The 25333-nt window shown below is 52.6% G+C and carries 22 protein-coding genes; 4 read left to right on the plus strand and 18 right to left on the minus strand.

Features of this window, described 5'->3' with window-relative positions:
* Window positions 1-7: 7 nt before the first annotated feature.
* The 9 genes from JW499_RS04230 to JW499_RS04270 all read right to left on the minus strand — a co-directional run bounded on the left by JW499_RS04230 (window position 8) and on the right by JW499_RS04270 (window position 10463).
* Window positions 8-805 carry a hypothetical protein gene (locus tag JW499_RS04230; protein ID WP_205209433.1) on the minus strand — a complete coding sequence of 266 codons (798 nt, stop codon included), beginning with the start codon at window positions 803-805 and terminating at the stop codon, window positions 8-10.
* A 13-nt stretch (window positions 806-818) separates the two neighbouring features.
* Entirely contained in the window at window positions 819-4631 is a 3813-nt protein-coding gene (locus tag JW499_RS04235; protein WP_232846234.1) for a hybrid sensor histidine kinase/response regulator, read from the minus strand.
* A gap of 21 nt (window positions 4632-4652) precedes the next feature.
* A complete protein-coding gene (locus JW499_RS04240; protein WP_205209434.1) occupies window positions 4653-6794 on the minus strand; it encodes a methyl-accepting chemotaxis protein in 2142 nt (713 codons plus the stop codon).
* 41 nt (window positions 6795-6835) lie between these two features.
* The gene (locus JW499_RS04245; RefSeq protein WP_205209435.1) at window positions 6836-7330 is read right to left on the minus strand and encodes a chemotaxis protein CheW; all 495 of its coding nucleotides are present in this window, start codon (window positions 7328-7330) and stop codon (window positions 6836-6838) included.
* Between the two features lie 13 nt (window positions 7331-7343).
* Window positions 7344-7706 (minus strand): response regulator, encoded by a 363-nt coding sequence (locus JW499_RS04250; RefSeq protein ID WP_205209436.1) that lies wholly within the window; start codon window positions 7704-7706, stop codon window positions 7344-7346.
* Between the two features lie 50 nt (window positions 7707-7756).
* Entirely contained in the window at window positions 7757-8563 is an 807-nt protein-coding gene (locus JW499_RS04255) for a response regulator (RefSeq protein ID WP_205209437.1), read from the minus strand.
* A 591-nt stretch (window positions 8564-9154) separates the two neighbouring features.
* On the minus strand, window positions 9155-9589 hold the full coding sequence (locus tag JW499_RS04260) for a hypothetical protein (protein ID WP_205209438.1): 435 nt from the start codon (window positions 9587-9589) through the stop codon (window positions 9155-9157).
* A 17-nt stretch (window positions 9590-9606) separates the two neighbouring features.
* Window positions 9607-9867 carry a hypothetical protein gene (locus JW499_RS04265; RefSeq protein WP_205209529.1) on the minus strand — a complete coding sequence of 87 codons (261 nt, stop codon included), beginning with the start codon at window positions 9865-9867 and terminating at the stop codon, window positions 9607-9609.
* Window positions 9867-10463: a YjaG family protein gene (locus JW499_RS04270; protein WP_205209439.1), complete on the minus strand. Its 597-nt coding sequence runs from the start codon at window positions 10461-10463 to the stop codon at window positions 9867-9869. The genes JW499_RS04265 and JW499_RS04270 overlap by 1 nt, the downstream gene beginning before the upstream one ends.
* Window positions 10464-10655: 192 nt before the next feature.
* On the opposite strand from JW499_RS04270, the gene JW499_RS04275 reads away from it, so the two are divergent.
* Together JW499_RS04275 and JW499_RS04280 are read left to right on the plus strand one after the other, a co-directional pair.
* Window positions 10656-11210, plus strand: a complete 555-nt coding sequence (locus JW499_RS04275; protein WP_091354092.1) for a TRAP transporter small permease subunit — start codon at window positions 10656-10658, stop codon at window positions 11208-11210.
* Window positions 11207-12586, plus strand: a complete 1380-nt coding sequence (locus JW499_RS04280) for a TRAP transporter large permease (RefSeq protein WP_205209440.1) — start codon at window positions 11207-11209, stop codon at window positions 12584-12586. The genes JW499_RS04275 and JW499_RS04280 overlap by 4 nt, the downstream gene beginning before the upstream one ends.
* Window positions 12587-12655: 69 nt before the next feature.
* On the opposite strand, the gene JW499_RS04285 is transcribed toward JW499_RS04280, so the two are convergent.
* Together JW499_RS04285 and JW499_RS04290 are read right to left on the minus strand one after the other, a co-directional pair.
* Window positions 12656-12868 carry a hypothetical protein gene (locus JW499_RS04285; protein WP_205209441.1) on the minus strand — a complete coding sequence of 71 codons (213 nt, stop codon included), beginning with the start codon at window positions 12866-12868 and terminating at the stop codon, window positions 12656-12658.
* 172 nt (window positions 12869-13040) lie between these two features.
* The gene (locus JW499_RS04290) at window positions 13041-14177 is read right to left on the minus strand and encodes a TRAP transporter substrate-binding protein (protein WP_205209442.1); all 1137 of its coding nucleotides are present in this window, start codon (window positions 14175-14177) and stop codon (window positions 13041-13043) included.
* A gap of 241 nt (window positions 14178-14418) precedes the next feature.
* Here JW499_RS04290 and JW499_RS04295 point away from each other — a divergent pair, with 241 nt between their 5' ends.
* A complete protein-coding gene (locus JW499_RS04295; RefSeq protein ID WP_091354099.1) occupies window positions 14419-15300 on the plus strand; it encodes a MurR/RpiR family transcriptional regulator in 882 nt (293 codons plus the stop codon).
* Window positions 15301-15509: 209 nt separating this feature from the next.
* A complete protein-coding gene (locus tag JW499_RS04300) occupies window positions 15510-15716 on the plus strand; it encodes a PA3496 family putative envelope integrity protein (RefSeq protein WP_205209443.1) in 207 nt (68 codons plus the stop codon).
* A 59-nt stretch (window positions 15717-15775) separates the two neighbouring features.
* Here JW499_RS04300 and JW499_RS04305 read toward each other — a convergent pair whose 3' ends face one another.
* The 7 genes from JW499_RS04305 to JW499_RS04335 form a co-directional block, all read right to left on the minus strand.
* Entirely contained in the window at window positions 15776-17266 is a 1491-nt protein-coding gene (locus JW499_RS04305; protein ID WP_205209444.1) for an FMN-binding glutamate synthase family protein, read from the minus strand.
* Between the two features lie 121 nt (window positions 17267-17387).
* Window positions 17388-18650 (minus strand): cytosine deaminase, encoded by a 1263-nt coding sequence (gene codA / locus JW499_RS04310; protein ID WP_205209445.1) that lies wholly within the window; start codon window positions 18648-18650, stop codon window positions 17388-17390.
* A gap of 13 nt (window positions 18651-18663) precedes the next feature.
* Window positions 18664-19881, minus strand: a complete 1218-nt coding sequence (locus tag JW499_RS04315) for a PucR family transcriptional regulator (protein ID WP_205209446.1) — start codon at window positions 19879-19881, stop codon at window positions 18664-18666.
* Window positions 19881-21137 carry a cytosine permease gene (gene codB, locus JW499_RS04320; RefSeq protein ID WP_205209447.1) on the minus strand — a complete coding sequence of 419 codons (1257 nt, stop codon included), beginning with the start codon at window positions 21135-21137 and terminating at the stop codon, window positions 19881-19883. Before codB ends, JW499_RS04315 begins: the two co-directional genes overlap by 1 nt.
* A 661-nt stretch (window positions 21138-21798) precedes the next feature.
* Complete coding sequence (secB, locus tag JW499_RS04325) at window positions 21799-22251, minus strand: protein-export chaperone SecB (RefSeq protein ID WP_205209448.1); 453 nt, start codon at window positions 22249-22251, stop codon at window positions 21799-21801.
* A gap of 110 nt (window positions 22252-22361) precedes the next feature.
* Window positions 22362-22862, minus strand: a complete 501-nt coding sequence (locus tag JW499_RS04330) for an acetone carboxylase subunit gamma (protein WP_205209449.1) — start codon at window positions 22860-22862, stop codon at window positions 22362-22364.
* Window positions 22863-22990: 128 nt separating this feature from the next.
* A complete protein-coding gene (locus JW499_RS04335) occupies window positions 22991-25324 on the minus strand; it encodes a hydantoinase B/oxoprolinase family protein (protein ID WP_205209450.1) in 2334 nt (777 codons plus the stop codon).
* Window positions 25325-25333 lie beyond the last annotated feature (9 nt).

Genomic DNA, 25333 nt, shown 5'->3' on the forward strand with positions numbered 1-25333 from the left:
ATACCCCTCAGGAGTTTACTCCGGGCGTTTGAGAGAGATAATCCGCCTGCAGTTGTTGTAACTGCATCACGACCTTCACCACAGAACGGTCTACCAACGCAGGCAACATAGCGCCGGGGCGGGCTTTAGATACCTGAATGGTCCGTTCCAGCGCATAGCTAAGTTGCTCTAACTGTTGATTAATCTGGGGGGTGTTCTGTGGCAGCTCCTGCAACGCCGCCATATTGCTGCGCAGCTCGCCGGAAATTGCGTCATAAGAGGTATTCGCCTCTGCCGCAACGCCCCAGGCGGTCATCGCGTAAAGTACCACTAACTGCTGGCAAAGCAGCTCCTGCTGGCCCAGCAACGACAACGGCCGGGCGTTGTCGTCCGGTTTCGCCAATACAACTTTTTCCAGAGTGGCATCCGCCTGACTAAGGAGTATTTCGTTCCCGGAATAAAGCTCTTTAAAATGCATCTTATCGGCTTTGCGCTGATACAGCTTTTGCGCCGACTGCCAGCTTTGCCCCAGCCGTACCAGCTGTTGCTGTACCGCCCCATCGGCAACAAAATCAGTCAGTTGCTGTTGTTGCGCAGAAAACTTCTGAGTAGCCTGCGTCAGTTGCTCATCGGCGTTACGGGCACGAACCCCCAACGCAGAGAACAGATAACTTTTCAGCATCACCTGTGTCAGCGTCCGCTGCTGTGCCGCCATAGCGATCGCTTCAGCCTGAGTGTTGATTTCTGCAGCCCGGGCTAAACCCGCCAGACAGACGGTCATTAGTAGGGTCGAGATTGATGCTTTGATGATTTTTTTAGTCTTCATATCAATACTGTCTTCAGGCTGTTTGAGTGGTAGTTTGTAACAGAGTCTGCACATGATCCAATAGCGCATTTTCAGTCCAGGGTTTTGTCAGAAAAACACTGACACCCGAGTTCTGAGCTTCATCACGATGCCGCTGGGTGTTTCTCGAAGTGATCATCAGTACCGGAATATCGCTCATCCCTTCCCGGCCACGAATCGTACTGGTCAGCTCCATACCGCCCATCCGGGGCATCTCCAGGTCGGTCAGTACCAGATCCGGACGTTTTTTACGCATCTGATTCATCGCATCCAGTCCATCGATAGCGGTGCTGACATCATAGCCGGTGTCCCGTAGCAGGGTAGACAACGAAGCCCGCGCACTGAGAGAGTCATCCACCACCAGCAGTTTCGGCAGGCCCAGATCGCTCTGCACCGCTACCGGATTAAATAGGTTGTGCTGACTCGCCAGCTTATAACGGATTCGGGCGGGCAGATCGATGACCGCGGCGGTATCACCATTGGCGAGAATCGTCAGCCCGGGAATGCCCGGCAGGTCAGGCAGATAATCCCCCATCTGCTTGAATGCCAGTTCCCGGTGCGCGATCAGCTCACGCACCATGACCGCAACCTTCTCCCCCTGCCCCAGATTAACCAGCAATACCGGATGAACCTCTCCCGCGGTGTAGGGAGTGCCGTATTCACCCAACAGTGCTTCCAGGCCGTAAGCAGGAAACTGTTCGCCATTATGCTCAAATATCATTCCCTCAGTTGTATCACTCAGCGTTCCATCCAGCGATATCATGGTCTGCTCCAGACCATGGCTGGCCAGGGCATAGATCTGCCCACCGGCACGAACCAACAGGGTTTTTATCATCAGCGAACTGGAGGGCATCGATAACACGAAAGTGGTTCCTTCTCCCGCCTCTGAGCGGATATCCAGAACGCCCTGCAACCGCATGATCTGCTGATGCACAACGTCCATGCCGATCCCCCGGCCGGAGAGCTGACTGATCTCATCCCGGGTCGAAAATCCGGGGATAAGAATCAACCGCTCGGCGTCACGCTTGCTTAACTGCACCTCAGTGTCGATCAGCCCGCGCTGAATAGCCACTTCACGAATCCGCTCGGCATCAATCCCCCGGCCATCATCGCTACACTCCACCCGGACCTGATCCTGATCCAGCCAGAAGCGCAGCACAATGCGCCCCTGCTCTGCTTTACCCTGACGCTGCCGCTGTTGCGGGCTTTCCAGGCCGTGATCAACCGCGTTGCGGATAATATGCATCAGCGGGTCGGTGAGCTGACTGAGAATATGACTGTCGATCCGGACCGCCTCTCCCTCGATAATCAGCTCCGCCTGTTTTCCGGTACTGCGACACGCCTGACGAACCACCCGGTGTAGTCTGGCAGCGATCGATTTAACTTCTACCAACCGGGTACTGAGTACCTGTTCCAGGGTCTCTTTCTGCACCCCGGACTGGATAATATGCAGCTCTCCGGTACGACGGATATGGCGGTCCATCAGTTGCTCTACCTCCTGGATATCCGCAGCCGCCTCCTGTAGCCGGGACATACTGGTATGCATCTCGTTATAACGATCCATCTCCAGCGGATCAAAGTTGTCATCGGTATCGGTTGCCGGCTGCATGGTAAACTGTTCATGCAGTTGCTGTTCAAGTTCAAACATGATCCGCTGCAAAACCCGCTGACGATCGCGGCTGAGACGAACATAACTGCGCAGCTGCGTAATCTGTTCATTTAACTGGGTATTCAGGGTGGTGCCTTCACCGGCAAGACGCATCAGCTCATCCAGCGTTGCCTGAGGAACACGGAAAACGGTCTGCTCCCGGGAACTCTCAGCAGCATCCTGGGGAGGCTCCTCCTCTGCCAGAGACAGCGCTGTTTCAGTATCCGGCCCCTGCACGGTTAACGGCTGTGTCTGTATTGGCACAACCTCGCTGTCGCTCAGTTCCAGCCCTTCACTGCGTAAGCGATAATGCCAGTCCATTAACAGCTGCAGCATCGCCCGGACGTTCTCAGGCGCGGCCGACTGATTTATTACCGCCTCACACATCATCGCCAGCGTATCGGTTATCGCCGTCAGGTCATTGCAAAGCTGTGTACCCGGCTGCTGTCCCGCTTCGGTATAGAGTTCAAAGATATCTTCCAGCCGGTGAGTCAGGTTGGCTATACCACTGATACCCGCCATATTGGCCAGACCTTTAAGCGTATGCGCTGCACGTTGTGCCTCTCGTATTGCTTCAGGGTTCTGCCGTTCGGCTATAGACTGAAGCTGTTCTGACAACTGCTCAGACAAAACCGGCAACTCACTGAACAGCATATCCAGCAGCTGGGGATCAATATCTGCGGCGATATCCAGCTGGATATCGCTGTCGTCAGCCCATTCCTGCTCAATACTGTGCGCAGTTTGCAGTCTTGCCAGTGACAACAAGCCGCCAATATAGCTGATCTGCTCTTCGGTCGGACTGGCGGGAAGCTCCAGCGCTTCAAGCTGATCCAGCAACACCTGCTGCCGGGAAAGATCATTAATGTCGTCCAGATAACTGACCAGATCACTGAGCAGGGCACTGATCTGCAAGAGCATTTGCCCCTGCAACTGCGCCGGATAACGCTGTAACCAGTCGATATTGACCTGCAACCCCAGCACAATGTCCGCCGCACCGCTCAGATGAACCGTATGCATCGCCCGAATCACCGGGTCTAATAGCTTTTGCGAGTTTTCCAGCAGCGCTTCAGCCGTATCAGTGTTGCCGCCGTTCTGCTGCCACAGTGATTCAAGCTGTTGCAGCGAACCGGTGAGCATCTCCAGCACCGCCGGATCCAGCTGTGGTCCCGGTTGTTGCAACTGCTCCAGAGCCACCTGACAGAATAACGGCGGGTGCTCTGCGGGGAGAGACTCTGCGGGAGACTGCTCTGCGGGCTCAGGCAGCGCCCCGACCTCAACAGCCAGTACCGGAGGCTCCGGGTCAGTGGACGGAGCTGCATCAGAAACAGTCTGAGCGGGCGGATTCAGCCGTTGCAGATCAGATAACAGCAGTGGCTGTAAAAACGCCCGGTCATCCTCCGGCAAGGGTTCCTGCCAGCAGGGAGCGCTCATCAGAGACAACAACGGCGCCACAGCGTCCTCTTGCAGCGTGGTCAGCAGCAAGGTTGCCTGTTGCTGCAGTTCAGCACGCTGTGGACTTTCGCACTCCGATTGCCACAGTTCCGCCAGCAGAGCAAACAGATCGGCAAAGCCGGTATACGCCTCATCACCCGCCAGCTCTGCCAACTGGTGAAGCTTAGCTATGCCGCTATCAGTTTCCAATTCAGCGAGCTGACTGAGCTGTTTTACCCAGCTGTTGGGAAGTGAACTGCTGGTAGTTTCTTCAACCTCTGCTGCGGTTTCAGACACCCTCTCCAACGCTGTAGCAGACACAGTCTCAGAAAGCTGAACGGTCAGCTTCTCACAGTCCTGTGCCAGCAACTCTGCCAGAAACTCGCAATCCTCTTCGGGCAGCGGCTCTGGCCAGTGGCTGTCACTCAGACTGGCAAGAAGATACTGCCAGACACCACTGCCCGGCCGATGAATAAGATCCTCCAGCGCGTTATGGAAATCCAGCAACAGCACCCGCTGCTCGGAAGGCTCTTCAATCTGATCAAGCTGCTCGAGCTGTTCGGCAAATAATGCCAGACCATCAGCAATGCCCAGTAACCCGGCTTCGCTGAAGGGATCAACCAGCTGTTGCAACGCCTCAGCCAGGTCTGCAGCATCGGGCTGGTCATCCACCTGCCGCTGTAATTGGGTCAGAAACTGTTCTGCTGCGGTGATACTTTCAAGGATCATGCTATCTGCCTGTCAGGTGACTCAGGAAGCGACCGGAGCCGCCAGCTTGAATACGCTGACAGATCGCTGAAGTTCCTGTGCTGCGCTTACCAGCTCATCAGAGAGTTCAGCCTGCTGCAGCATCTCCTTGTTGGTCGCCAGGGTGGTTTCATCGATCTTACCTGCCCGTACCCGCAGATCCTTCGCCACCCGGGCCTGTCTGGCCGAGTTCTGTGCGATGCGCACGACCGACTCTACCAGTGTCTGGGTGGTTGCACGGGTTTCATCCATCCGCTCACCCGCTTCCTCTGCCAGACGGGTGCCCTCCACCACATCAGCGATTACGGTGTTCATAACGTTGATAGTATCTGCGGTTTCCAACTGAATATTATTAACCAGAGATTCGATCTCAGAGGTCGCTTCACGGGAGTTCTCCGCCAGACGCTGCACCTCATCTACCACCACCATCAGGCCTCGTCCCGCTTCACCGGCAGATGCCGCATGCATACTCGCATTCAGTGACAGTACATGGGTTCGCTCAGAGATGTTGTTGATCAGGCTGACGATACCGCCGATCTCCTGGGAACGCTCACCCAGGCGTTTAATACGTTTTTCCGCCTCGTGAATGGTCTGACGGATCTTATTGATACTGCCAATCGTCTGGGATACCGAACTCATCGCTGTTTCTGAGGTTTTGATCGCTTTCTGGGATGCGTTGTTGGTCAGCACCGCCAGTTTTGAGATCAGCTCCATCGCCTTGATGGCAGAGTCCAGCCCCTGCAGGGTTTCAACGATCTCCTCCTGCTCCCGGCTGGCGTAAGTCAATACGGTTTCAGACTGAGACTTCACCTGCACAGAGGCATTATTTACCCGCAGGGAGACGGCATTTACGTCGTTCAGTACGGTTTCTATTGAGGTTGTCAGTTGGTTGATCGAGTCAGCAATCGCACCAGTAACATCTTCCGCCACCGGAACCCGGACGGTAAGGTCCCGCTGACTAATCTGAAATACGCTCTTGATCAGCTCGATAATCGAACCGTTGAGCTGACGGTTCTCTTCCTCTTTGGTTTGCAACGCCTGCTCTTTCTCGTCCAGCAAGGTATCCAATACCAGACCAAACTGTCCCAGCTCATCGCGGGACTCTAGTTGGCTGCGGGCATCCACATCACCTTCCCGTACCCGGTTAACTGTTTCCTGCAGCTTTTTCACCGGGTCGACCACCCCGAACTTGATAATCGACATCGCCACTGCCAAAGCCACAATCATCATCGCCATGGAGAAAAAGAAGTAACTCACCATGGTGAGCGTCTCTTCAGCCTGTAACGCACTGTTATCGGCTTTCTGCTTATCCGCCAGCTTGATAATACGAATAATGTGTGGATCCAGCGCTACAATAATCGCTGGCAGCAGACGAAACAGACTCTCTCTGCGCTCAACCGCATCGGATAACTGAGCGAAAAGCTGTTCAGCTTCAGTAATATCATCCAGGGCGTTGCGGCTCTGAGAGATCTGTTCAGAAGCAGCTGTCTGCAGCGCTCGCTTAAGTTGCTCAATCTGCTGCTTAACCATACTTTTCGAGGCGGCTTGTCCGGCGCTGAAAATATAGTCATTGACATTGCTGTTCAGGTTAGTGAATGAACTGATCAGATTTGGCTGACGGGTTCTTGCTACCCGCTCACCGGCAGTGGACATCAGTGTTCTCATCTCCCCTGAAAGCCCCTCTTCAGGTGTCAGACCAGCAACGATGGCCGCTTCTGAAGCATCATAAAGGGTATCCTGATAGTTATCGATTACGGTCTGCAACTTCAATACCCGCTGCAGGTCTTCAGGCGTCTGCAGATACTGTTTCAGCTTGAGGATATCCTGATCCACTATCGCCATAGTGCGGTTAAACAGCGTCAGCTGCATCAGATCATTCCCGATCTGAAAGCTCTTTTCGTAATAGCGGGCCTGAGTGATATTCGCATCAATATTCCCCGTCAGCCGCAAGAAAGCATTAACCTGCTGGGAACGTTCCTCAGACTGCTCATCGATGACAATGGTCTGGTAATAGGAAGCACCCATAAAGATAAGGCCTATCAGCATCAGAACGCCGGCTATGGCGAACTTAAGCGGCATCCGTATATTACGGAACTCCCACCTCTGCGGGCTGTTATCGGTTTTTATCTGCCTGAATGAAGTCATACGTGGTATTCCCCGTGTCAATATCTGCTTTATCCAGCGTTTCAGGCCGGGAGAGCGGAATCGGTCTTGATAAAGCGCTGCTTCTGTCTGGAAAAGTAGGCCCGGTGATCAAACTCAAACCAGATCGAGTTTTGATAGCGATATTCGCCACTAGAGATGCCATCCAACAGATCAGGGCAAGGTGCATCGGCCCGGCCGGGATTGGTGATCCCCTGTGGTGTTTCCTGCAGCAGCACTGCTGCGGTCGCAGGCTGTGCATCGAGCAGCAGTAGCCATCCCTTTTTCGGATCGGTTATACCCAGCCCCAGAGAGGCTGCCAGATCATATACAGGAACAGCATCACCGCGATGGTTGATAAACCCGACAAACCAGTCGGGGGTATCGGGAATAGCGCACAGCCGCTCACAGCGATGCAACTCCGAACGGACCTGTGGCTGTAGCAGCAGTTGCAGAAATCCGACCCGGAATCCATGACGAAGATCGTATTGCTCCTGTGTTTCAACCGCGCCGCCCATAGCGATATTGTGCTGTTCCATTGATATCGGTACCTCAGAGAAAGGCGTTAACCTGTTCCACCAGTTCCTGATCGGAAAATGGCTTGGAGATCATCGCTTTGGCCCCCTGGAGCTGTGCCCAGACTTTATCCGCTTCCTGATTCTTACTGGAAACAATCACCACCGGGATCTCCCGTGTCGTATCACCAGAAGTGATCTGACGACAGGCGGCAAAGCCATCCACTTCAGGCATAACAACATCCATGAGAATAAGATCCGGTTTCTCCTCAACAGCCTTGCTAACCCCCTGCTGACCATTCGCCGCCACAATAATCTCAGCATCAACAGCCTGAAGTGCTGTGCAGATACGCTGCTGCTGTACGGGATCATCTTCAACGACCAGAATTTTCTTACTCATTACCACTCCATTTAATATTCAGTTACCAGACTCTCTGGCATAACACTTATCTAGTTTCGCTTAAACTCATTGACCCAACTGGACACCCGGCCGATGACCTTCTGGAACTCCTCCGGATCGATAGGCTTGGTCAGGTAGGTGGAACAGCCAGCCATAATCCCCTTAACCTCATCCAGAGGTGAGGTTTTCGAGGTTAACATAATAATCGGGGTTTTCTTCAGCGTCGGTAGCTCACGCATCCGGGTGCAGGTTTCAAAGCCATCGATACCGGGCATTACCACATCCAGAAAAATAAAATCAAATGGACCATCGTTTACCCGCTCCAGCGCCTGCTCGCCGGTGTCGGCGTAAGCAAGTTCAACGGCGGCGGGAAGCTTTTCCAGCTCCAGCGTCAGGGCCTGCTGCATCGCACTATTGTCATCCACCACCAGTACCCGGTAGTGATCCTGTTGCGTGACAGGTTGCGGCAGATCAGCCGTTACCTCGGTATATTTCCTGAAACGTTCCTCTGCTGCGGCAGCGGCAGCCTGAAGGTCATCACACGACTCTTCATTTTCAGAGGTCATCTCGTCCAGAGTGCGGATGACCCGCGACGATACCAGCGGGTAGCGGATATGTCCCAGTCCGCTCTCCGATGGAACCTCCCTACTGACCTGAATCATTCGCGAGCGATAGCCGGCAGATAGTTTCTCCAGAGCAGGATCAGCCGTTGCCTCCTCACCAAAAAGTAATAACAGATCCGGCGGCATCTGTGGATCAAAGGCCACCAGTTCGTAACGCTGATTTCTCGATAGTTCGAGTATCCTGGCCAGCTTCTGCTGCTGATCGGCGGGAAAGCCTATAGTTCCAATATTCATGGTATTTCCTGATTAACCACTACAGCAAAACATCTATTCCACCCCCGGCGGGCGGGAATTAACATAAAACGGCTTATCTAATCAAAAAAGCGCTAAACAGATATTCGAACAAAGGGGCAACAATGATGGAGGTAAAGTGTTACAGAGTCTTTAAACTGCTTCAGACCAACACACTATCCGTTTACTTAAGCGTCTCAGCGACTATAGATTTGCGGATATCACGCTCTACATAAACCAAACTGGCCCGCCTGATCTTAAGCTGAGCCAATTGACCTTTGTTATATTTATTGTCTGTAAAACAAGTGCTTCTTTCTCTGCTGAGCCGGTCAGTCAGCACCGGACTCAAACAGCTGTATCAAACTACGGCTTATGTAAGGTTTTGACAAGCCCGGGGCAGACAGTCAGGATTGATTTATTGGTTGCAGCACCCGATTAAGATCTCTGCAAACGAACGTTGCGGTAATGAAGGGTTTCTTTAAAATCAAATACTAAGGGAAAAATAAAGAAACAGGGAGTCAATGATCTGGCGCAATTGTTGTCGCAGAAACAACCTCCCAAACTGGGTAACACGCCATAAAAAGCCCTATACAATCAGGGCGCATCACTGCATAGCTGCTGTTGCTGGCGCAAAATCAGTCGACACCCTTTCGCCAGCAAACCCAGCTCTGAACAGCGATCTTTTACCCAGGCTTTATCATCTTCAGTGGCCTTCTCATGAAAAGGAGGGATAGTGTTGCAGATGCCCACTGTTGGCTGACTGGTTTCCCAGCACGCTTTAAAGTACGTTCCACCACTAACCGTACAGCGGTATTCCGAATCCTTACACTGCTCTACCCGCTGCAACGCATCCGCAAGACAGCCTTGCTGATCGGTTTGCTGACCGGCCGAAATACCTTCCCGGCGCTGTTGCTCAACCATCGTCTGGTGTTCTTCATTCCAGCTCTCCAGCCATTCAGGCGCGTTCAGCCAGCTGTAAAAAACGCCCACAATGATCGCCAACAGCAGACCCAGCCAAAAACGTCGCATAACTCTTAAATCCTTTTTTAACGCCTGCGAACGTAGAGTCCAAACAGACAACAACAAAAGCCAGCCGCGCTGGCCAGCATCGTAAGATTTACAAACATAGGATTACGAACAGCAAAGGGAATAAATGGATGTGATGCCTGCATATCACAGACCTCTGCCATATAATCAAATGAGCCTCCCGCAGCGAGACACTGATTGACGCTGTTCAATTCAGACCAGAACACCCCCATCAATACCACGCCGGGGAGTATCAGCAGTATCAGGCCCAGACGCAACATCACTCTTCGCTGACTCCAATATTACTGACACCCTCATTTGCAGCCAGCAGTTTCAGCTCTTGAATGGCTGAAGCCGAAGCACTCTTCATCGCCGCCAGCCGGTTGATCACCTCTTCCTGAAAGCTCTCCTCCTGCTGCATCATTTCATGATGGCTGATATAGACCAGTAGCTCTTCATCGGACATATCGGCATCGGCAGTCACTTCGATAAAGGTTGCGACGCACTCCAGTGACAGATTACCAACGCTGGCCGCTTCTGTCCGGTTCGGCTCCAACAAACAGTTGATGGTTGAATACAGCGCGACCATCGCATCCAGAGCCGGGGATGCGCCATACATATCAAATTCGTCAAGATCAGGCATATTGGCTTCTACATTAGCCTGCTGCACCTCAAAGTTCATTTTCGCTCCGGTATTACCGAGCTTGTTCCAGACACCATCAAGGATGCTGCGCACCTGGTCGCGATCACCAAACTCAAGCAGGGTAGAAAACAGCGCGAAGTTGGGAAACATCCGCTCCGTCAGCGCCACGGAGAAGGCGCTCAGTTGCCATCCATCGAGCACTTTCAGCTCTTTTTCCAGTGACCATTGTGACATCAGATACTCCCCCCAGACTCTATTTCGATCCTATTGTACCGCGCATGAATCATTTTGCAGCAGTTCTGCTTAATTTACTGCAACACTCCGGACGGTTTCAGTGTTCGGAGCTCCGTTGATTAATCCGCTGATTCGGTTCGCTTTTTTACTGTATACTTCAACTGCAAAGTCAGCTCTTAGCGGAATTAAACCATGAATAACAAGAATCCCATTGTAGCGGTCATCAGAGGACTGGACAGTCTCAGCGAATGGACCGGGCGCAGCATCGCCTGGTTAACACTGCTGATGGTGTTGGTGACCTTTGTTGTCGTTGTAATGCGTTATATCCTCAATATTGGCAACATTCAGTTGCAGGAATCCGTCATCTATATGCACAGTTTTGTCTTTCTGCTTGGCGCAGGCTATACGCTCAAGCATGACGGCCATGTCCGGGTGGATATCTTCTACCGCCCCCTGAGCGAACGGGGCAAGGCGATCATCAATATCGTCGGTACTCTGTTTCTGCTGCTACCGGTTTCACTGTTTATTCTATGGATCTCCTGGGACTATGTGATGTTTTCATGGCATACCATGGAAGGCTCTCAGGAGGCCGGAGGGATTGACGCGCTTTACATTCTCAAAAGCTCACTGCTGCTGATGCCGGTGCTGATGGTGTTACAGGGCATTGCTGAACTGTTACGCAACCTGCTGGTACTGACCGGCCAGGCACATCTGACTGAAGCCGACGCTCAGGAGCACCCGTTATGATGGAATTTTTACCCTTACTGCTGTTTGTCGGCGCCATCTTTGTTCTGCTGCTGGGTTACTCGGTGGCGTTTTCCCTAGCGGGCACCGGGCTGATATTTGCCGCTATCGGAATCATGACCGGGCACTTTGAGGCTAGTTTCCTGGAAGCGGTGCCCAATCGTCTGTTCGGCATTATGAACAACTCGGTACTGATCGCCGTGCCCCTGTTTGTCTTTATGGGCGTGATGCTGGAAAAATCCAAAATTGCAGAGGAACTGCTGGATACCATGGCGGCCCTGTTCGGTCCGCTCCGGGGGGGATTGGGAATATCGGTCACTGTTGTTGGCATGTTGCTGGCCGCCAGCACCGGTATCGTCGGCGCGACAGTGGTCACCATGGGGCTGCTATCGCTGCCCACCATGTTGCGCCGGGGTTATGATCCGAAGGTCGCCACCGGGGTCATCTGTGCTTCAGGTACGCTGGGACAGATCATCCCCCCCTCAATTGTGCTGGTACTGCTGGGTGATGTTATCTCCTCAGCTTATCAGCAGGCGCAACTGGATCAGGGGATCTATTCCCCCAAGACAGTGACTGTCGGCGACCTGTTTCTTGGTGCACTGCTGCCCGGCCTGTTGCTGGTAGCTGCCTATATCGTCTACCTGATCTTTAAGGCGGTCTTCCACCCCGACACCGTGCCTGCTATCCCAAAAGAGGAACGGGATGCAATGGATAACATGTTTAAACGGGTGATCTCGGCACTGTTACCCCCGGTTTTTCTGGTTGGTCTGGTACTGGGCTCCATTCTGGGAGGCTGGGCAACCCCCACAGAGGCCGCGTCAGTCGGTGCAGTGGGTGCAATGGTGCTGGCGATGGCCCGCCGCTGTTTCACCCTGTCCATCCTTCAGGATGTGATGCGCACCACCACGCAGGTCAGCTCGATGGTGTTTATTATTCTGGTAGGTGCATCAATCTTCTCGCTGGTGTTCCGTGGCTATGGTGGGGATGATCTGGTACGCCACTTCCTGTCTAACCTGCCCGGAGGGGTGTTTGGTGCTGTGGCGCTGGTTATGCTGGTGATCTTCCTGCTGGGCTTCTTCCTCGACTTTATCGAGATCACCTTTGTCGTGGTACCGATCGTTGCCCCTATTCTGCTGGCCATGGGACTTGATCCGATCTGGCTTGGGGTGATGATCGCCCTCAACCTGCAAACCTCGTTCCTGACGCCGCCGTTTGGCTTTGCCCTGTTCTACCTCCGTGGCGTGGCGCCGGAAACGATCTCAACCATGCAGATCTACCGCGGTGTGATTCCGTTTATTATGATTCAGCTGGTGGCCCTGATGGCCCTTGCACAATGGCCAGCGATGGCCACCTGGCTGCCAAACCTGGTGTATGGATAGATCAGAATCCGATCCAAAAAAACCTCATAGCGGAATGCTATGAGGTTTTTTCTTAGTAAGCAGGATGAATTATCTTGAAGCACTATTATCCCAGTTCCAGATAGGTGCTCTTTCGTCCATACGAGCCGCCTGATCACCCACCCCTGAAGCATCACTTTTCATTTCTGAATGAGTAACAACATAACCAGAGTATGGTTCCTTGGGCAGAGTATTCATTGCAAAAGCGCTGGATGCGATCACTAAAGACCCTAAAGTAACAGCTGTTAAAAATTTAATAATCATGTCTACTTCCTCATATATTGTTAGCTCAGCCTTAATATATGAGAGCTTCCTGAAACACTCCTGAAAACCATAATGACTCTTATAATATTTATAATTAAATATATTGTTTCAGGGAATAAAAAAGCAGGCATAATGCCTGCTTTTCGCGTTACTTTTCAGCATTAATGATCGTTTACAGGGTCCGTGCGTTAAGGTAAGCCTGCTCAGACACCGCATGCCACTTGATCGCCTGTTCGCGGAACTTCACGAAAGAATCGAACACTTTCTGCGTCATCGGATCTTTCGCGGCTTCTTCGGTTACAACCTCATCAGACAGCGTTCTGATCTGCTTCAACACATCGTCAGGGAACGGACGCAGCTCGACACCCTCCTCATTCACCAGTTGCTCCAACGCCCGGTTATTCTTAGCGGTGAAGTCAGCCAGCATATCCTGGTTAGCCACCCGGATCGCATTCCGGACGATAATCTGCAGATCTTCCGGCAATTTCTCAAAGGCTTCCTTGTTCATAAAGCATTCAAGCGTTGTACCTGGCTCATGCCAGCCAGGGTAATAGTAGTATTTAGCCGCTTTGTGCAGACCAAACGCCAGATCATTGTAGGGTCCAACCCACTCCGTCGCATCGATGGCACCGGATTGCAACGATGGGAAGATCTCACCGCCTGGCAGCAGCACCGGAGTACCACCGGCACGCTTAAGCACCTCACCACCCAGCCCCGGAATCCGCATTTTCAGGCCTTTCAGATCGTCAACCGAGTTGATCTCCCGGTTAAACCAGCCGCCCATCTGTACGCCGGTATTACCCGCTGCACCAGGGATCAGACCAAACTCAGCATAGACCTCTTCCCAGAGTTCCATGCCGCCGCCATGATAGAGCCAGGAGTTCATCTCCTGCGCCGTCAGACCAAAGGGTACCGCAGCAAAGAATTGCGCAGCACGGGATTTACCCTTCCAGTAATAGGAAGCGCCATGCCCCATTTCCGCGGTTCCCCGGGAAACGGCATCAAAAATTTCCAGCGCGCCCACCAGCTCTTTAGCGCCATAAACTTTTACATGGATACGACCACCGGTCATCTGCCCAATCAGGTCAGCCAGATAGTTAGCGCCCGTCCCCAGCCCCGGGAAATTCTTCGGCCAGGTGGTTACCATTTTCCATTCAATGGTTTCCGGCTTTGTTGCAACTGCCGGTGCGGCAGGTTGAGGGGCAGCCGGTTTACAATCAGCAACCTCTTTTTTCTCTTCGGTACAGGCTGCCAGGCCAGCAGCAGCAACGCCCAGACCAAGCACTTTGACAATCTCACGACGTTTCACAAGGCTTCTCCCTAATCGTCATTTTAGTTATCTAACTGTCTAACGTTATTGTATTTTTTATCTATAACCCACTGAACATAGCACCAAGTCATAAAGGCTGCAATTTCAAATAGTAAGCACGGCCCCATCGATTAATCAGTAAAGATAAAATGCGGCAGGATTAAGAGACGCATTTATTCTATTAAACTGAATTACTGATATACTCTCCTGCGTTACACCTAACCTGAGAACGGAAACCAGCTTGCAACCGCTTAATCTTCTTAAATCTATTACTGACGCCAAAACCAGTCTGCGAAAATCAGAGCAGAAAGTTGCCGATTACGTTCTGGAGCATCCATCCGATGTCATCCATATGCGTATTGTCGATCTGGCCTCAGAAGCGAATGTCAGCGAGCCGACCGTGGTGCGTTTCTGCCGTGCACTCCACTACGATGGATTTCAGGACTTTAAGCTGACCCTCGCTCAGGGGCTTGCCAGCAACGCCAACTTTGAACAGTTCTCTCTGAACAGCAAAGATACCGTCAGCGAGTTCAAGCAAAAGATCTTCGATTCAACCGTAGGCAATATGATGCGGGTGCGGGAGGAGCTTGATGCCAATACCCTGGAAGAAGCGATCAATGCCATTGCCAGTACTAACCGGCTGGAACTCTATGGTTTTGGCGCATCCGCCCCGGTATGTAACGACGCCCAGCATAAGTTTCACCGTCTGAAGATTGCCGCTTCCGCCTACTCTGATCCGCACATGCAGATGATCTCAGCAACCACCCTGACAGAGCAGGATGTCGTCATCGCTATCTCCCAGACTGGTCGAACCAAAGATCTGCTACATGCGGTGAAACTGGTTAAAGATGCCGGTGTCACCGTCATCTCGCTCTGCCCCAGTAACACCCCCCTGTCCGACCTGGCCAGTATCGCCATCCATATCGATCTGGAAGAGGATAAAGACCTCAGCACTTTGATGTCATCCCGGGTGGTTCATCTGGTGGTAATCGATGTGCTTGCCGTCGGTGTCGCAATGAAGCTGGGACCGGGACTCCTGGACCACCTGAAAACGATCAAACGCAGTCTGAAAAGCCTGCGTCAGAACGATAAACGCCTGCCTCTGCGCAAACCAGAAGAATAAATCGCCCCGGAATTTCCTCTTTTTGTAACATTTTTACGTCACTATCTTCCCCGTTATCGCTGTTTATAAGGTCTTTGACTCATTGAAATTCTCTTTTTTCTGGTATAAAAAAGAGATTCCCTGTTAATCAGAAATGCGAGGCGGTCTGTTAGCCTGTCAGATTTATGGGCTTTCAGGTGGACTTTACAGAGGGTATAGGAGTACATGCTATGCTTATACGGAAAGATCAGGATCTGAATGAAATCCAAACAACGGTCTTCGATATCATCGTCGGTATTGAGGAGCAAGAGAAGCAGGCTCAACAAAAACTAGCCAGCCAGAAAAGCCTGGCGGTCAGACGGGCAATTGAAGAACGCAAACAGCGCAAAGAGCTGGAATATCAGATTAACGATGAACTCTGGTTTGATGATATCTGAAGCCTGACGATAAAAAAGCCTGCCACATCTGCGCAGGCTTTTTTATTTGCTTTGCACCTTTACATCTCCGGATAAAGAATATCCAGGGGTACCGAGCGGCCACTGTCGATCACTATCGCGGCATGTTTGCGTTTCAGTTTTCTTGGCTCCGGCACGCCACAGGAGTGCGCAATCATCTCCACCTCATGCACCAGATTATCATGATAGTGAGTGACCCTGACCGCTTTATCCTCCGGTACCAGCCCCCGCTGCAGATCTTTATCGTGAGTCGTAATGCCGGTCGGGCAGGTGTTTTTATTACACTGAAGCGCCTGAATGCACCCCAGTGCAAACATAAAGCCCCGTGCACTGACACAGAAATCAGCGCCCATACAAAGTGCCGCGGCTACATCGGTGGGGTTGATACACTTACCCGACGCAATCACCCGGATACGCTCACGCAAGCCATGCATAATCAGCTTGTTCACCAGGATTGGCAGACTCTCCCGTAACGGCAGCCCGACGCTATCCATCAGCGGCATCGGCGCAGCACCGGTACCACCATCACTGCTGTCCAGGGTGATAAAATCCGGCGCATGTTCCAGCCCCCGGGCAACCACCCGCTCGCAAAACTCATCCAGCCAGTCGGTGGAACCCAACACCAGCTTAAAGCCAACCGGCTTGCCGGTGACCTCGCGGATATGGCAGACCAAATCCAGCAGATCATCGGCACTATCAACCTCGGGATGGCGGTTCGGGCTGATCGAGGCAACCCCTTCGGGGATACCACGGATGGCGGCGATCTCAGCGGTCACTTTTTCACCTGGCAACATCCCCCCTTTACCCGGCTTTGCCCCCTGACTCAGCTTGATCTCAAACATCCGTACCTGATTATAGGCGGCCTTCTCTCTCAGCTTATCGTCGCTGAGTAAGCCCTGATTATCACGCATGCCATATTTAGCGGTACCGATCTGGCAAACAATGTCGCAGCCGCCCTCCAGATGGTAGGGCGATAACCCCCCCTCGCCGGTATTCATCCAACAGCCCGCTTCACGGGCACCGTTAGACAGCGCCCGTATAGCCGGTTTGGAGATAGCGCCATAGCTCATACCGGAGATGTTAAAAAACGATTTAGCATCGTAGGGCTGACGACAATAGGGCCCGATGCGCAGCGGCTGGTTTTTAACTGCATCCTCCTCCAGAGTCGGGAAGGGGCAGTTGAGGAAATAATAGGTGCCCGGCACCCGTAGATCCCGGGATGAACCAAAGGCGATGGTATTATCGATATTCTTTGCCGCCCGGTAACACCAGCTGCGCTGCGCCCGGTTGAACGGCATCTCCTCGCGATCCATCGCAAAGAAGTACTGGCGGAAAAACTCCCCCAGGTGCTCAAACATATAACGGAAACGACCAAACAACGGATAGTTACGGCGAATGGTCTGTTTGGTCTGATGCTTATCGATCTGATAAATAATCAGGGCGGCGATCAGCCCACCGACGAAGATCAACAGCAGGATACCGCCCAGGATTGCTACGAATTCAATCGCAAAGCTACTGACGGGATCGATCATCTTCCGAACTCCTTGAGTATGTTTATCCGCGCATCACAAAAAATGCCAGTGCCAATCCTATCCTGTTATACCTGAATTGCCTACGGTAACAATAATCAAATTGGAGGGTAGATAATCTCAATCAGGGGCAGTCAGCACCGGTAATCCACTCAGGCGTGACCACACGGGCAGGCTCACGTTGCATAATAACATCGCCGTTGCGTACCGATAACAGCACCTCACCCTGACGTCGAATCACCGAATAGTCGTCTTCACCATCGAGCAGAATAAAGCTGCCGGGCTTACCGACGGCGATACCATAGCGATGATCAACATTGAGTGTCCGGGCACTGTTGTCACTGATAAAGTCCAGCGCTTGACTGAAGTCGGCATAACCCATCATCTGACAGATGTGCAGACCAAAATCGAGGCTGCGCAGCAATTTACCATTTCCCAGTGAGTACCAGGGATCAAAAATGGAATCCTCGCCAAAACAGACATTGATACCGGCAGCATTGAGCTCTTTCACCCGGGTCAGGCCACGACGCTTGGGATAGCTGTCAAAGCGCCCCTGCAGATGGATACTTTCAGTGGGACAGGAGACAAAATTAATACCCGACTTCTTCAGTAAGCGGAACAGCTTTGAACAGTAAGCGTTATCGTAAGAGCCCATTGCGGTAGTGTGGCTAGCGGTAACTTTCGCCCCCATATTGTTGAACAGCGCTTCGGCCGCCAACACTTCAAGAAAGCGAGAGTTAGGGTCATCGGTTTCATCACAGTGGACATCCACCAGCCGGTCATATTCCTGCGCCAGTCCGATCACCTTCTTCATCGACGCTTCACCCAGCTCACGGGTATATTCGAAGTGGGGAATCCCCCCCACCACATCGGCACCGATCTGCAAAGCCTCCTCCATCAACCCGAGCCCGCCCGGAAAAGAGAGTAAGCCTTCCTGAGGAAATGCCACCACCTGAATCTCTATCTTACCGGCCAGCTCATCACGCAAAGCACACAGGGTGCGCAATCCAACCAGGCTGGGATCGCTGACATCGGCATGGGTGCGGATGTACTGCACGCCGTTCTGCACCAGCAGCTCGATAGTTTGCAAAGCCCGGCGGCGGATATCCGTTTCATTAAGCAGAGGTTTTCGCTCCCCCCAGCGCTCGATTCCCTCAAACAGAGTGCCGCTCTGATTCCAGTTAGGTTCTCCCGCCGTCAGCGCCGCATCGAGATGGATATGGGGTTCTACAAACGGGGCACAGGCCAGCTTGCCATCGGCATCAATCTGATCAGCTGTCGCGCTTACCCGGGTGCCCTGTTTGCTGATCGCTGTGAAATATCCATTATCGATTTCCAGGGTATACAGTGCCGTACTCTGTCGCAGGCGAGCGTTGACAATCTCCATAGGTATTCTCGCGTTAACTCTCTATATTGTGATGTTGAAACAGAATCTGCTCGATCAATAATGCGCTTTGCAGATTCAATCGGGCAAACGGATCGTTCAGCGGACAATCGATCAGTTGCTCAATCCGTTTTAACCGGTGACTGAGGGTATTCCGGTGGATTCCCAACGACTCAGCCGCCTGCTGCTGATTGCCAAAGTAGTTCATAAATTGGCTCAGGGTCTCCTTGAGCATAGTTGAACGAGGGTCACGGGCAAAGCACAACGACCCCAGCTGCTGCTGACAAAACTGTGCTAACACACTACGTTGAGGAATGGCATCAAACAACCGGGCAATCCCTAACTGATCATAAAAAAACAATGCCTGATCCTGCTGCACCGCAAACTGCACCGCATGCCGGGCCTGTTCCGCTGCTTTCGCAATGGAGCTCAGCCCCGGTTGCAGATCACTGACACCGGTAAACACCTCAAGCTCGGGCTTTAATCGCTCAAGGGCCTGAGTCAACTCATCAGAGAGTGCCGGAGAGTGCGCCGCAGTCGTTGGCCATATGGCTAACAGATCCTGCTCATACTCGAGCACCGGCCAGTCAATCCCTCTGCGCATCAGCAACTCTGTCAGTTGCTCCCCGAGCAGCGCTCGCTCATGGATAAACCTCCACTGATCCGCCGGATCATCACGACTCAGACGCTGACTAAAACCTTTCAGCCGCAACGCCAGTACCGCATAGGGCCGGCTATCACTCAACCCAAGATCAGCCGCGCGCAGATGGATCAGCTCCGGCGTATCCGCATAGCCATTGATCAGACGGGTGAGGAACAACCGGGTCGACTGGCCAATCAGATTATCCTGCACAATGGCATTACTGATCACCTCGGTCACCTGCACCATCGGCAGCGAATAGGGTTGTTCAAACAGCGCAAAACCCAGTTCATTGGCAACGGCTTTCACACTGGCCGGAATCGAGCGAATGAACTCAGATCCTGTCAGGATCACAATGCCGGCGGCCTTGTGTTCAACCGCTTCACGAATCAGCTGTTGCAGGTTTTGCTCGCTGCGCCGCTGATTAATGCCGGTAATAAAGATCAGCTCACCACCCCGCAACCACGGCCCCAGGGTTTCATCTTCCGCCACATAGGGCCAGCGAACTGTTATTTGGCTGCCACGCAGCCCCGCCACCAGGCAAATACTCTCAAGGCCTGGCAAACGGGGAATATCAGCACAAAGTATTGGCATTAACTTTTCACTGTATCAAGAGATGAATGCGCCAACGGCAGGCGCAGTAAAACGGTATAGCTGATCGCCGCAACCAACACCCCAATCACCGGCGGCAGAATCGGCGAGCTGTAAGCCGCAAGAGAACCGATGCCATAAGCCGCCAGCCCCAGCCAGTTAAACGCGGGCAGACGCTGCGTCGCCAGTTTGGGGTAGCTGCCTTTATGGTTGAAACAGAAGTCAGCGATAATCACACCACCGATCGGCGGAATAAAGGTTCCCAGCAGAATAAGGAAAGGGATCAGCAGGTTATACATCCCCCCGACTGCCAGCACTGTACCGGTGGCGGCGCCAACAACGGTGACCAGGCGGCGCTTATCGGTGCGCAGCAGATTACAGCCCGCCACCGCGAAGTTATAGATGGTATTGTCCTGAGTGGTCCAGATATTCATCAACAGCATCAATACTGCCAATACCACAAACCCCTGGGCGATCATCACATCGACAATATCTGCTTGCTGATAAATCATTGTCCCCAGTGCACCGGTCAGCACCATCAGACCATTACCAAAGAAGAATGCGGCCAGCGTTGCGATCACAGCAATTTTCGGTGTTTTAGCAAACCGGCTCCAGTTAGTTGCCTGCGTTCCGCCACTGACGAAGGTACCAATAATCATAGTGACTGCCGCAGCCCAGCTGAGGCTCTCAGTTGGCGACTGCATCATCAGCCCTCCGAAACCACCGATATCGACCATCCCGGTATACAGGCTGATAAGAATAAACAGCATCATGGAGGGGACCGCTAACCGGGATAACCAGTCCAGACCACGGTAACCAATCATGGCGGTAATACAGAAGGCCATACCGAAACCGATCATCAGGGGCGTTTCAAAGCTGGCAGGCAGTCCGGTGGTTTTAACCAGTACGGTAGACACCGTCGCAGTCCCCCAGGCATACCAGCCGATCTGGGTAAAACCCAGAATAAAATCTGACAATTTACTGCCGATCTCGCCAAAGCAGAAGCGCCCCATCAATACCGAATTCAGGCCACTTTTACAGGCAATATAAGCAAGCGCCGCCGCATAGATGCCGAGCAACAGGTTGCCCAGCATAATCACCAGCATCAGCTCACTAAAGGAGAAGGCCTTACCCAGAGTACCGCCGGCCCACATGGTGGCAGTAAAAAAGGTAAAGCCAAGCAATAGCACAGATGTAGAGAGCAGGCCTTTACGATCAGTTTCAGGCACTTCACTCAGAGGATAATCCGATGGTTCCATATCAGGCTCCGCTAAATTTTCAGGTTGATTGTATTTTTTGTACAACCTGCCAGGAGCAAAGCTTATACCACCCTAAAGTTAAATAGGTAACCAATTTAAGTGCTGTTCCTGCTGAACTTTATTGATCAAAGCTTCACAGTGCACTATGCACAAAAACTATATTTTACGATGAACGATGCCCGGATAAGAGCGCATCATTTTCGCGCATTTTAATTGCGATCGCCCTATTTAGCGACAATATCCATGGGGTTCCGACAACAATATTCAAAATCGGATAACAGATCTGCACAACAAATCTGTTTGACTATTACGCAGATGGAGCGCCCACATCAGGCCAGGTGCGGCCTTTCATCGCGGATCACATGGCCTGTGTCACTGTCGGGCTGAATCTGCTTTTTCACTTTTTCTGATCTGCTCGGCAAGCTTCTGATCAAAGCAGTTGACAGCTCTTTGCAGCAGGTACACCCCCGACAACAACATTCGGCAAAGGTAAGCCTGCCACTGAGCTAAATGACTACGGGACTGAACGTTTAACAATAACAGACGTCGGCTTTCTGACATTGAGTGCCTCCCCCGGTCTGATCGACAGAGATAAAAGGGATACCTTCCATGGCCTGTACTTCAGAGCTGTTTCCCCACAGACTCTCTGATAACCTGATGGTTATGCTGTTTTGCGGTTCTGCTCGGCATACAACGCATCGAAGTTGACCGGCGCCATCATCAGCGGCGGGAAACCGCCCTTCACCATTAACTGATCGATGGTTTCACGCAAATAGGGGAACATCACTGCGGGGCAGGCCGACCCCAGCGCCTCCGCTTGCTGTTGCGCGGGAAAACCGGAAATCCTAAACATCGCCGCCTGATCAACCTCGGTCACAAACGCCAGTTGATCCTGGTTTTTAGCCGTGACCGAGACCGACAGAACCACCTCATACAGCCCCTCCTCGATCGGCTCAAACGTGGTGTTCAGATCCATCGTTACCGTTGGCTTCCACTCTGAGCGGAATACTTTCGCGGAGTTGGGAGATTCGAAAGATGAGTTTTTAACATAGATCTTCTGCAGGGCAAAGAAGGGCGTATCTGTGCCCTGATGCTGTTTATTGTTATCTGACATGGGATGCTCCATACATCTAATGGGGTTTAGCGTGGCGGACTTATGCGGGCGGTGAGGAAAACTTCCGGCCAACTGCGACCGGAAGTGTGTCCCTATCCGGGCATCTATAACTACGCGTTAACAGGCGCAGGCAGATCCAGCCAGTCAAACAGCGCCGGAATATCGGGCTGGAAGTCATGAATCACCGGATACCACGGGGTCGGCGCTTCGATATCATGCATCACGCCACAGGTCGGGCAGTAGTACTCACGGTAGACCTGCCAGTTGGTGTCAGGCGCCATCAGTTTCGGGTAAACCTCCTGCATCTTCTCCTCATCATCACGCACATACACCAGCGCGTTGAGCTTCCAGTTGCTACGGTAATCACCGAAGTCGTGACCACATGAACACTTGGTCACCAGGCTTTTATCGGCGGTGGTTTCAGCCAGATAGAGGTGTGGGCCAAACGCCATAATGATCTTATCGTCCCAGGACACCTGATCCTGCAATACGGACATATAGTTAGCATAACGCTCTTTGTCCTTGGGCATGGACAGCATCATGTGCAGGGTGTCCCAGTCAAGACTGCCTTTTACGAGGTCGGATACCTGTTTTTTTGTGAAATTTGACATAATTGGTCTCTCTTTATTGTTTTTAGATTCGAGTTTTCAGAGTTGAGTGGTTTGCTTTATCAAGTGATCAGGAGAGGTGCCGGGCACCCCTCCGTCAGTTTTTTCGAGCGATCTTTTAGCAGCGCTCATTACTGCTCGGTCATGATCACCGGATGCACATCAGGCAGTTCGCTCAGATCCATATGATGCTTGGCACCAAACATAGGAATCCCCAGCTCTTCCTCTTTCAGCTCCCAGCTTGCCGGCAGATCCCAGAATGTTTTGAACTCATTGAGGAACCGTTCTGACAGGTAGAAGCTGGAGGCGAACATCTGCTGCACCTGCACCGAAGCATCCTTATCGATAATCCGCTGGCGCTCAGATTCCATCCACTGACGGGTTGGCGTACCCCGGGCGATCCGTGCCTGGCGGATATTGCCACGCTGCAGCACCGTTTTTTCGCTATCAACGCTCCAGGCGCCATCCTTATCCTGGGAAATCACCACACCGTAGACCTTTTCGGCAAACGCCGGCAAAACAAAGTTCTGATTCAGGTCGTTTTCGACATCGGCAATATCACGGTCCAGTGGATCACCAAATCCCGGGCCACCGCGCAGATAGTTGAGATAGAGATCGCCATTTTCAAAGATCGCTTCGGTGGTAATACACTGCTTGTCCCGTTTCACCTGGGCATCAGGCCCCAGATGCTTTTCAAGCTCGCACTGGCCCGGATCACGGTCTTTACCCAGCGGCAGTGATTTACCCTCGCTGATCCGCTCCAGCAGGCCGGTATTGTGTGCTTCGAAACGGTAACCGGTTGCCGCAGGGTAGCCACCCATCAGTCCCCAGTCGCTGTTCATATAACCATTACCCATGAAGAACATGGTCCAGTCGGCAGACCCCCAGACCATCCGCAGGGTTTCAAAGCCCAGACCACCGCGATACTTACCGTAACCACCGGTATTGGTCTTGATGGTGCGGCCCATATAAAGCAGCGGTTCCGCCAGTTCCCAGATCTCGATATCACCCATATCGCCCTCAGGGTTCCAGATAGCAGCAGCATGGTTAAGACCATCTTTGACCGCACAGGCGCCGGTACCACAGGCAGCAGTTTCAAAGCTGTTGACCGCATGGATCTCGCCTTCCTGATTGATACCGCCGCCCTGTAACCAGTTACAGGGGTTTGAGTTACCGGCATTCACCTCTTCCAGATAGCCGCGGCCAAAGTAGGTGCGGCTGATACCGCGCCACAATGAACTCCATGAAGACACCAGGAAGTGCCAGGCATCCGCATGGGCCGTGCGCCGGTCATCCGGATTGGTCCAGGTGCCTTTTGGCAGACGGAACTCAGTGGCATAACGGGCGCCATCGTTGATCCGCTCGGTGGGCACCAGCGACTGGGTCATCATCACCCAGATACCACTGGTAAAGGCGACCGGGTTGGCGTTATAGGTGTGCCAGCCCCAGCGACTGCAGCCCTCAAAATCGAGCCGCCAGGTGGCATCCGGTTTGACGGTGATCTCGCAAGGGGCATGCATAATGGTGTCAACCTTGGCAAACGGTGATGGCACCGCCACATCTTCATGGGCATAGGGAACATCGACGAAAGCCACGGTTTTGATCTTGCCGGGAATAGTCATCGCTTTGATCCGGCTCACCAGACCCCGGCGACCATCCTCAATCACCTCAGTGGCGAACCTTTCATAGGCTTCTATCCCCTCCTCGCGCACCGTCTCTTCCACCAGATCACGGATCATGTGGCAGCCGGCAATCCGGGTTTTCTCATCCAGAATCCAGTATTTCGGCGTGCGCACATTACGCTGACTCTCGTGCAGCCAGTCACGCAGTGGGGTATCGTTGACACCGGTTTTACGACAGGTGATCTGCACCCCGTCACCAAAGCGCTGAATCTGACCATTGGACATAGAGCCCGGGCCCACCGCCCCCACATCAATAACGTGAGTGACACCGCCGACCCAGCCGATCAGATTGCCTTCATGGAAAATCGGCACTATGGTGGCGATATCACAGGGGTGTACGTTACCGATCTGACAGTCATTGTTGGTGAACATATCGCCGGGGTTGATACCGGGGTTAGATTCCCAGTTGTTCTGAATCATATATTTAATGGCCGCTCCCATGGTGCCCACATGAATAATGATTCCGGTTGAGGTGGCAATACAGTCACCGGCCACGTTATAGAGGGTGAAACACAGCTCGCCCTCCTGCTCAACAATCGGTGAAGCGGCAATTTTCTTGGCAACCTCGCGGGAGTTAACCAGTCCGGCACGCAGTTTTGAAAAGATCCGCTCATAGCCGATCGGGTCAGACTCTTTGAACTCCAGCGTCTCCAGTCCGTTGTAGTGACCGGTCTCTTCCGTTCTTTTCAGAATCAGATTACGGTGGTCATTGAGCGTCAGCCCGCTAGGTAACAAACTGGCTGGTCGGGTACCTGCCCCATTAATTTTTTCTTGAATAGTCATCTGTTTTCC

The organism is Amphritea pacifica, assembly GCF_016924145.1.
In the GTDB taxonomy this organism is placed as follows: domain Bacteria; phylum Pseudomonadota; class Gammaproteobacteria; order Pseudomonadales; family Balneatricaceae; genus Amphritea; species Amphritea pacifica.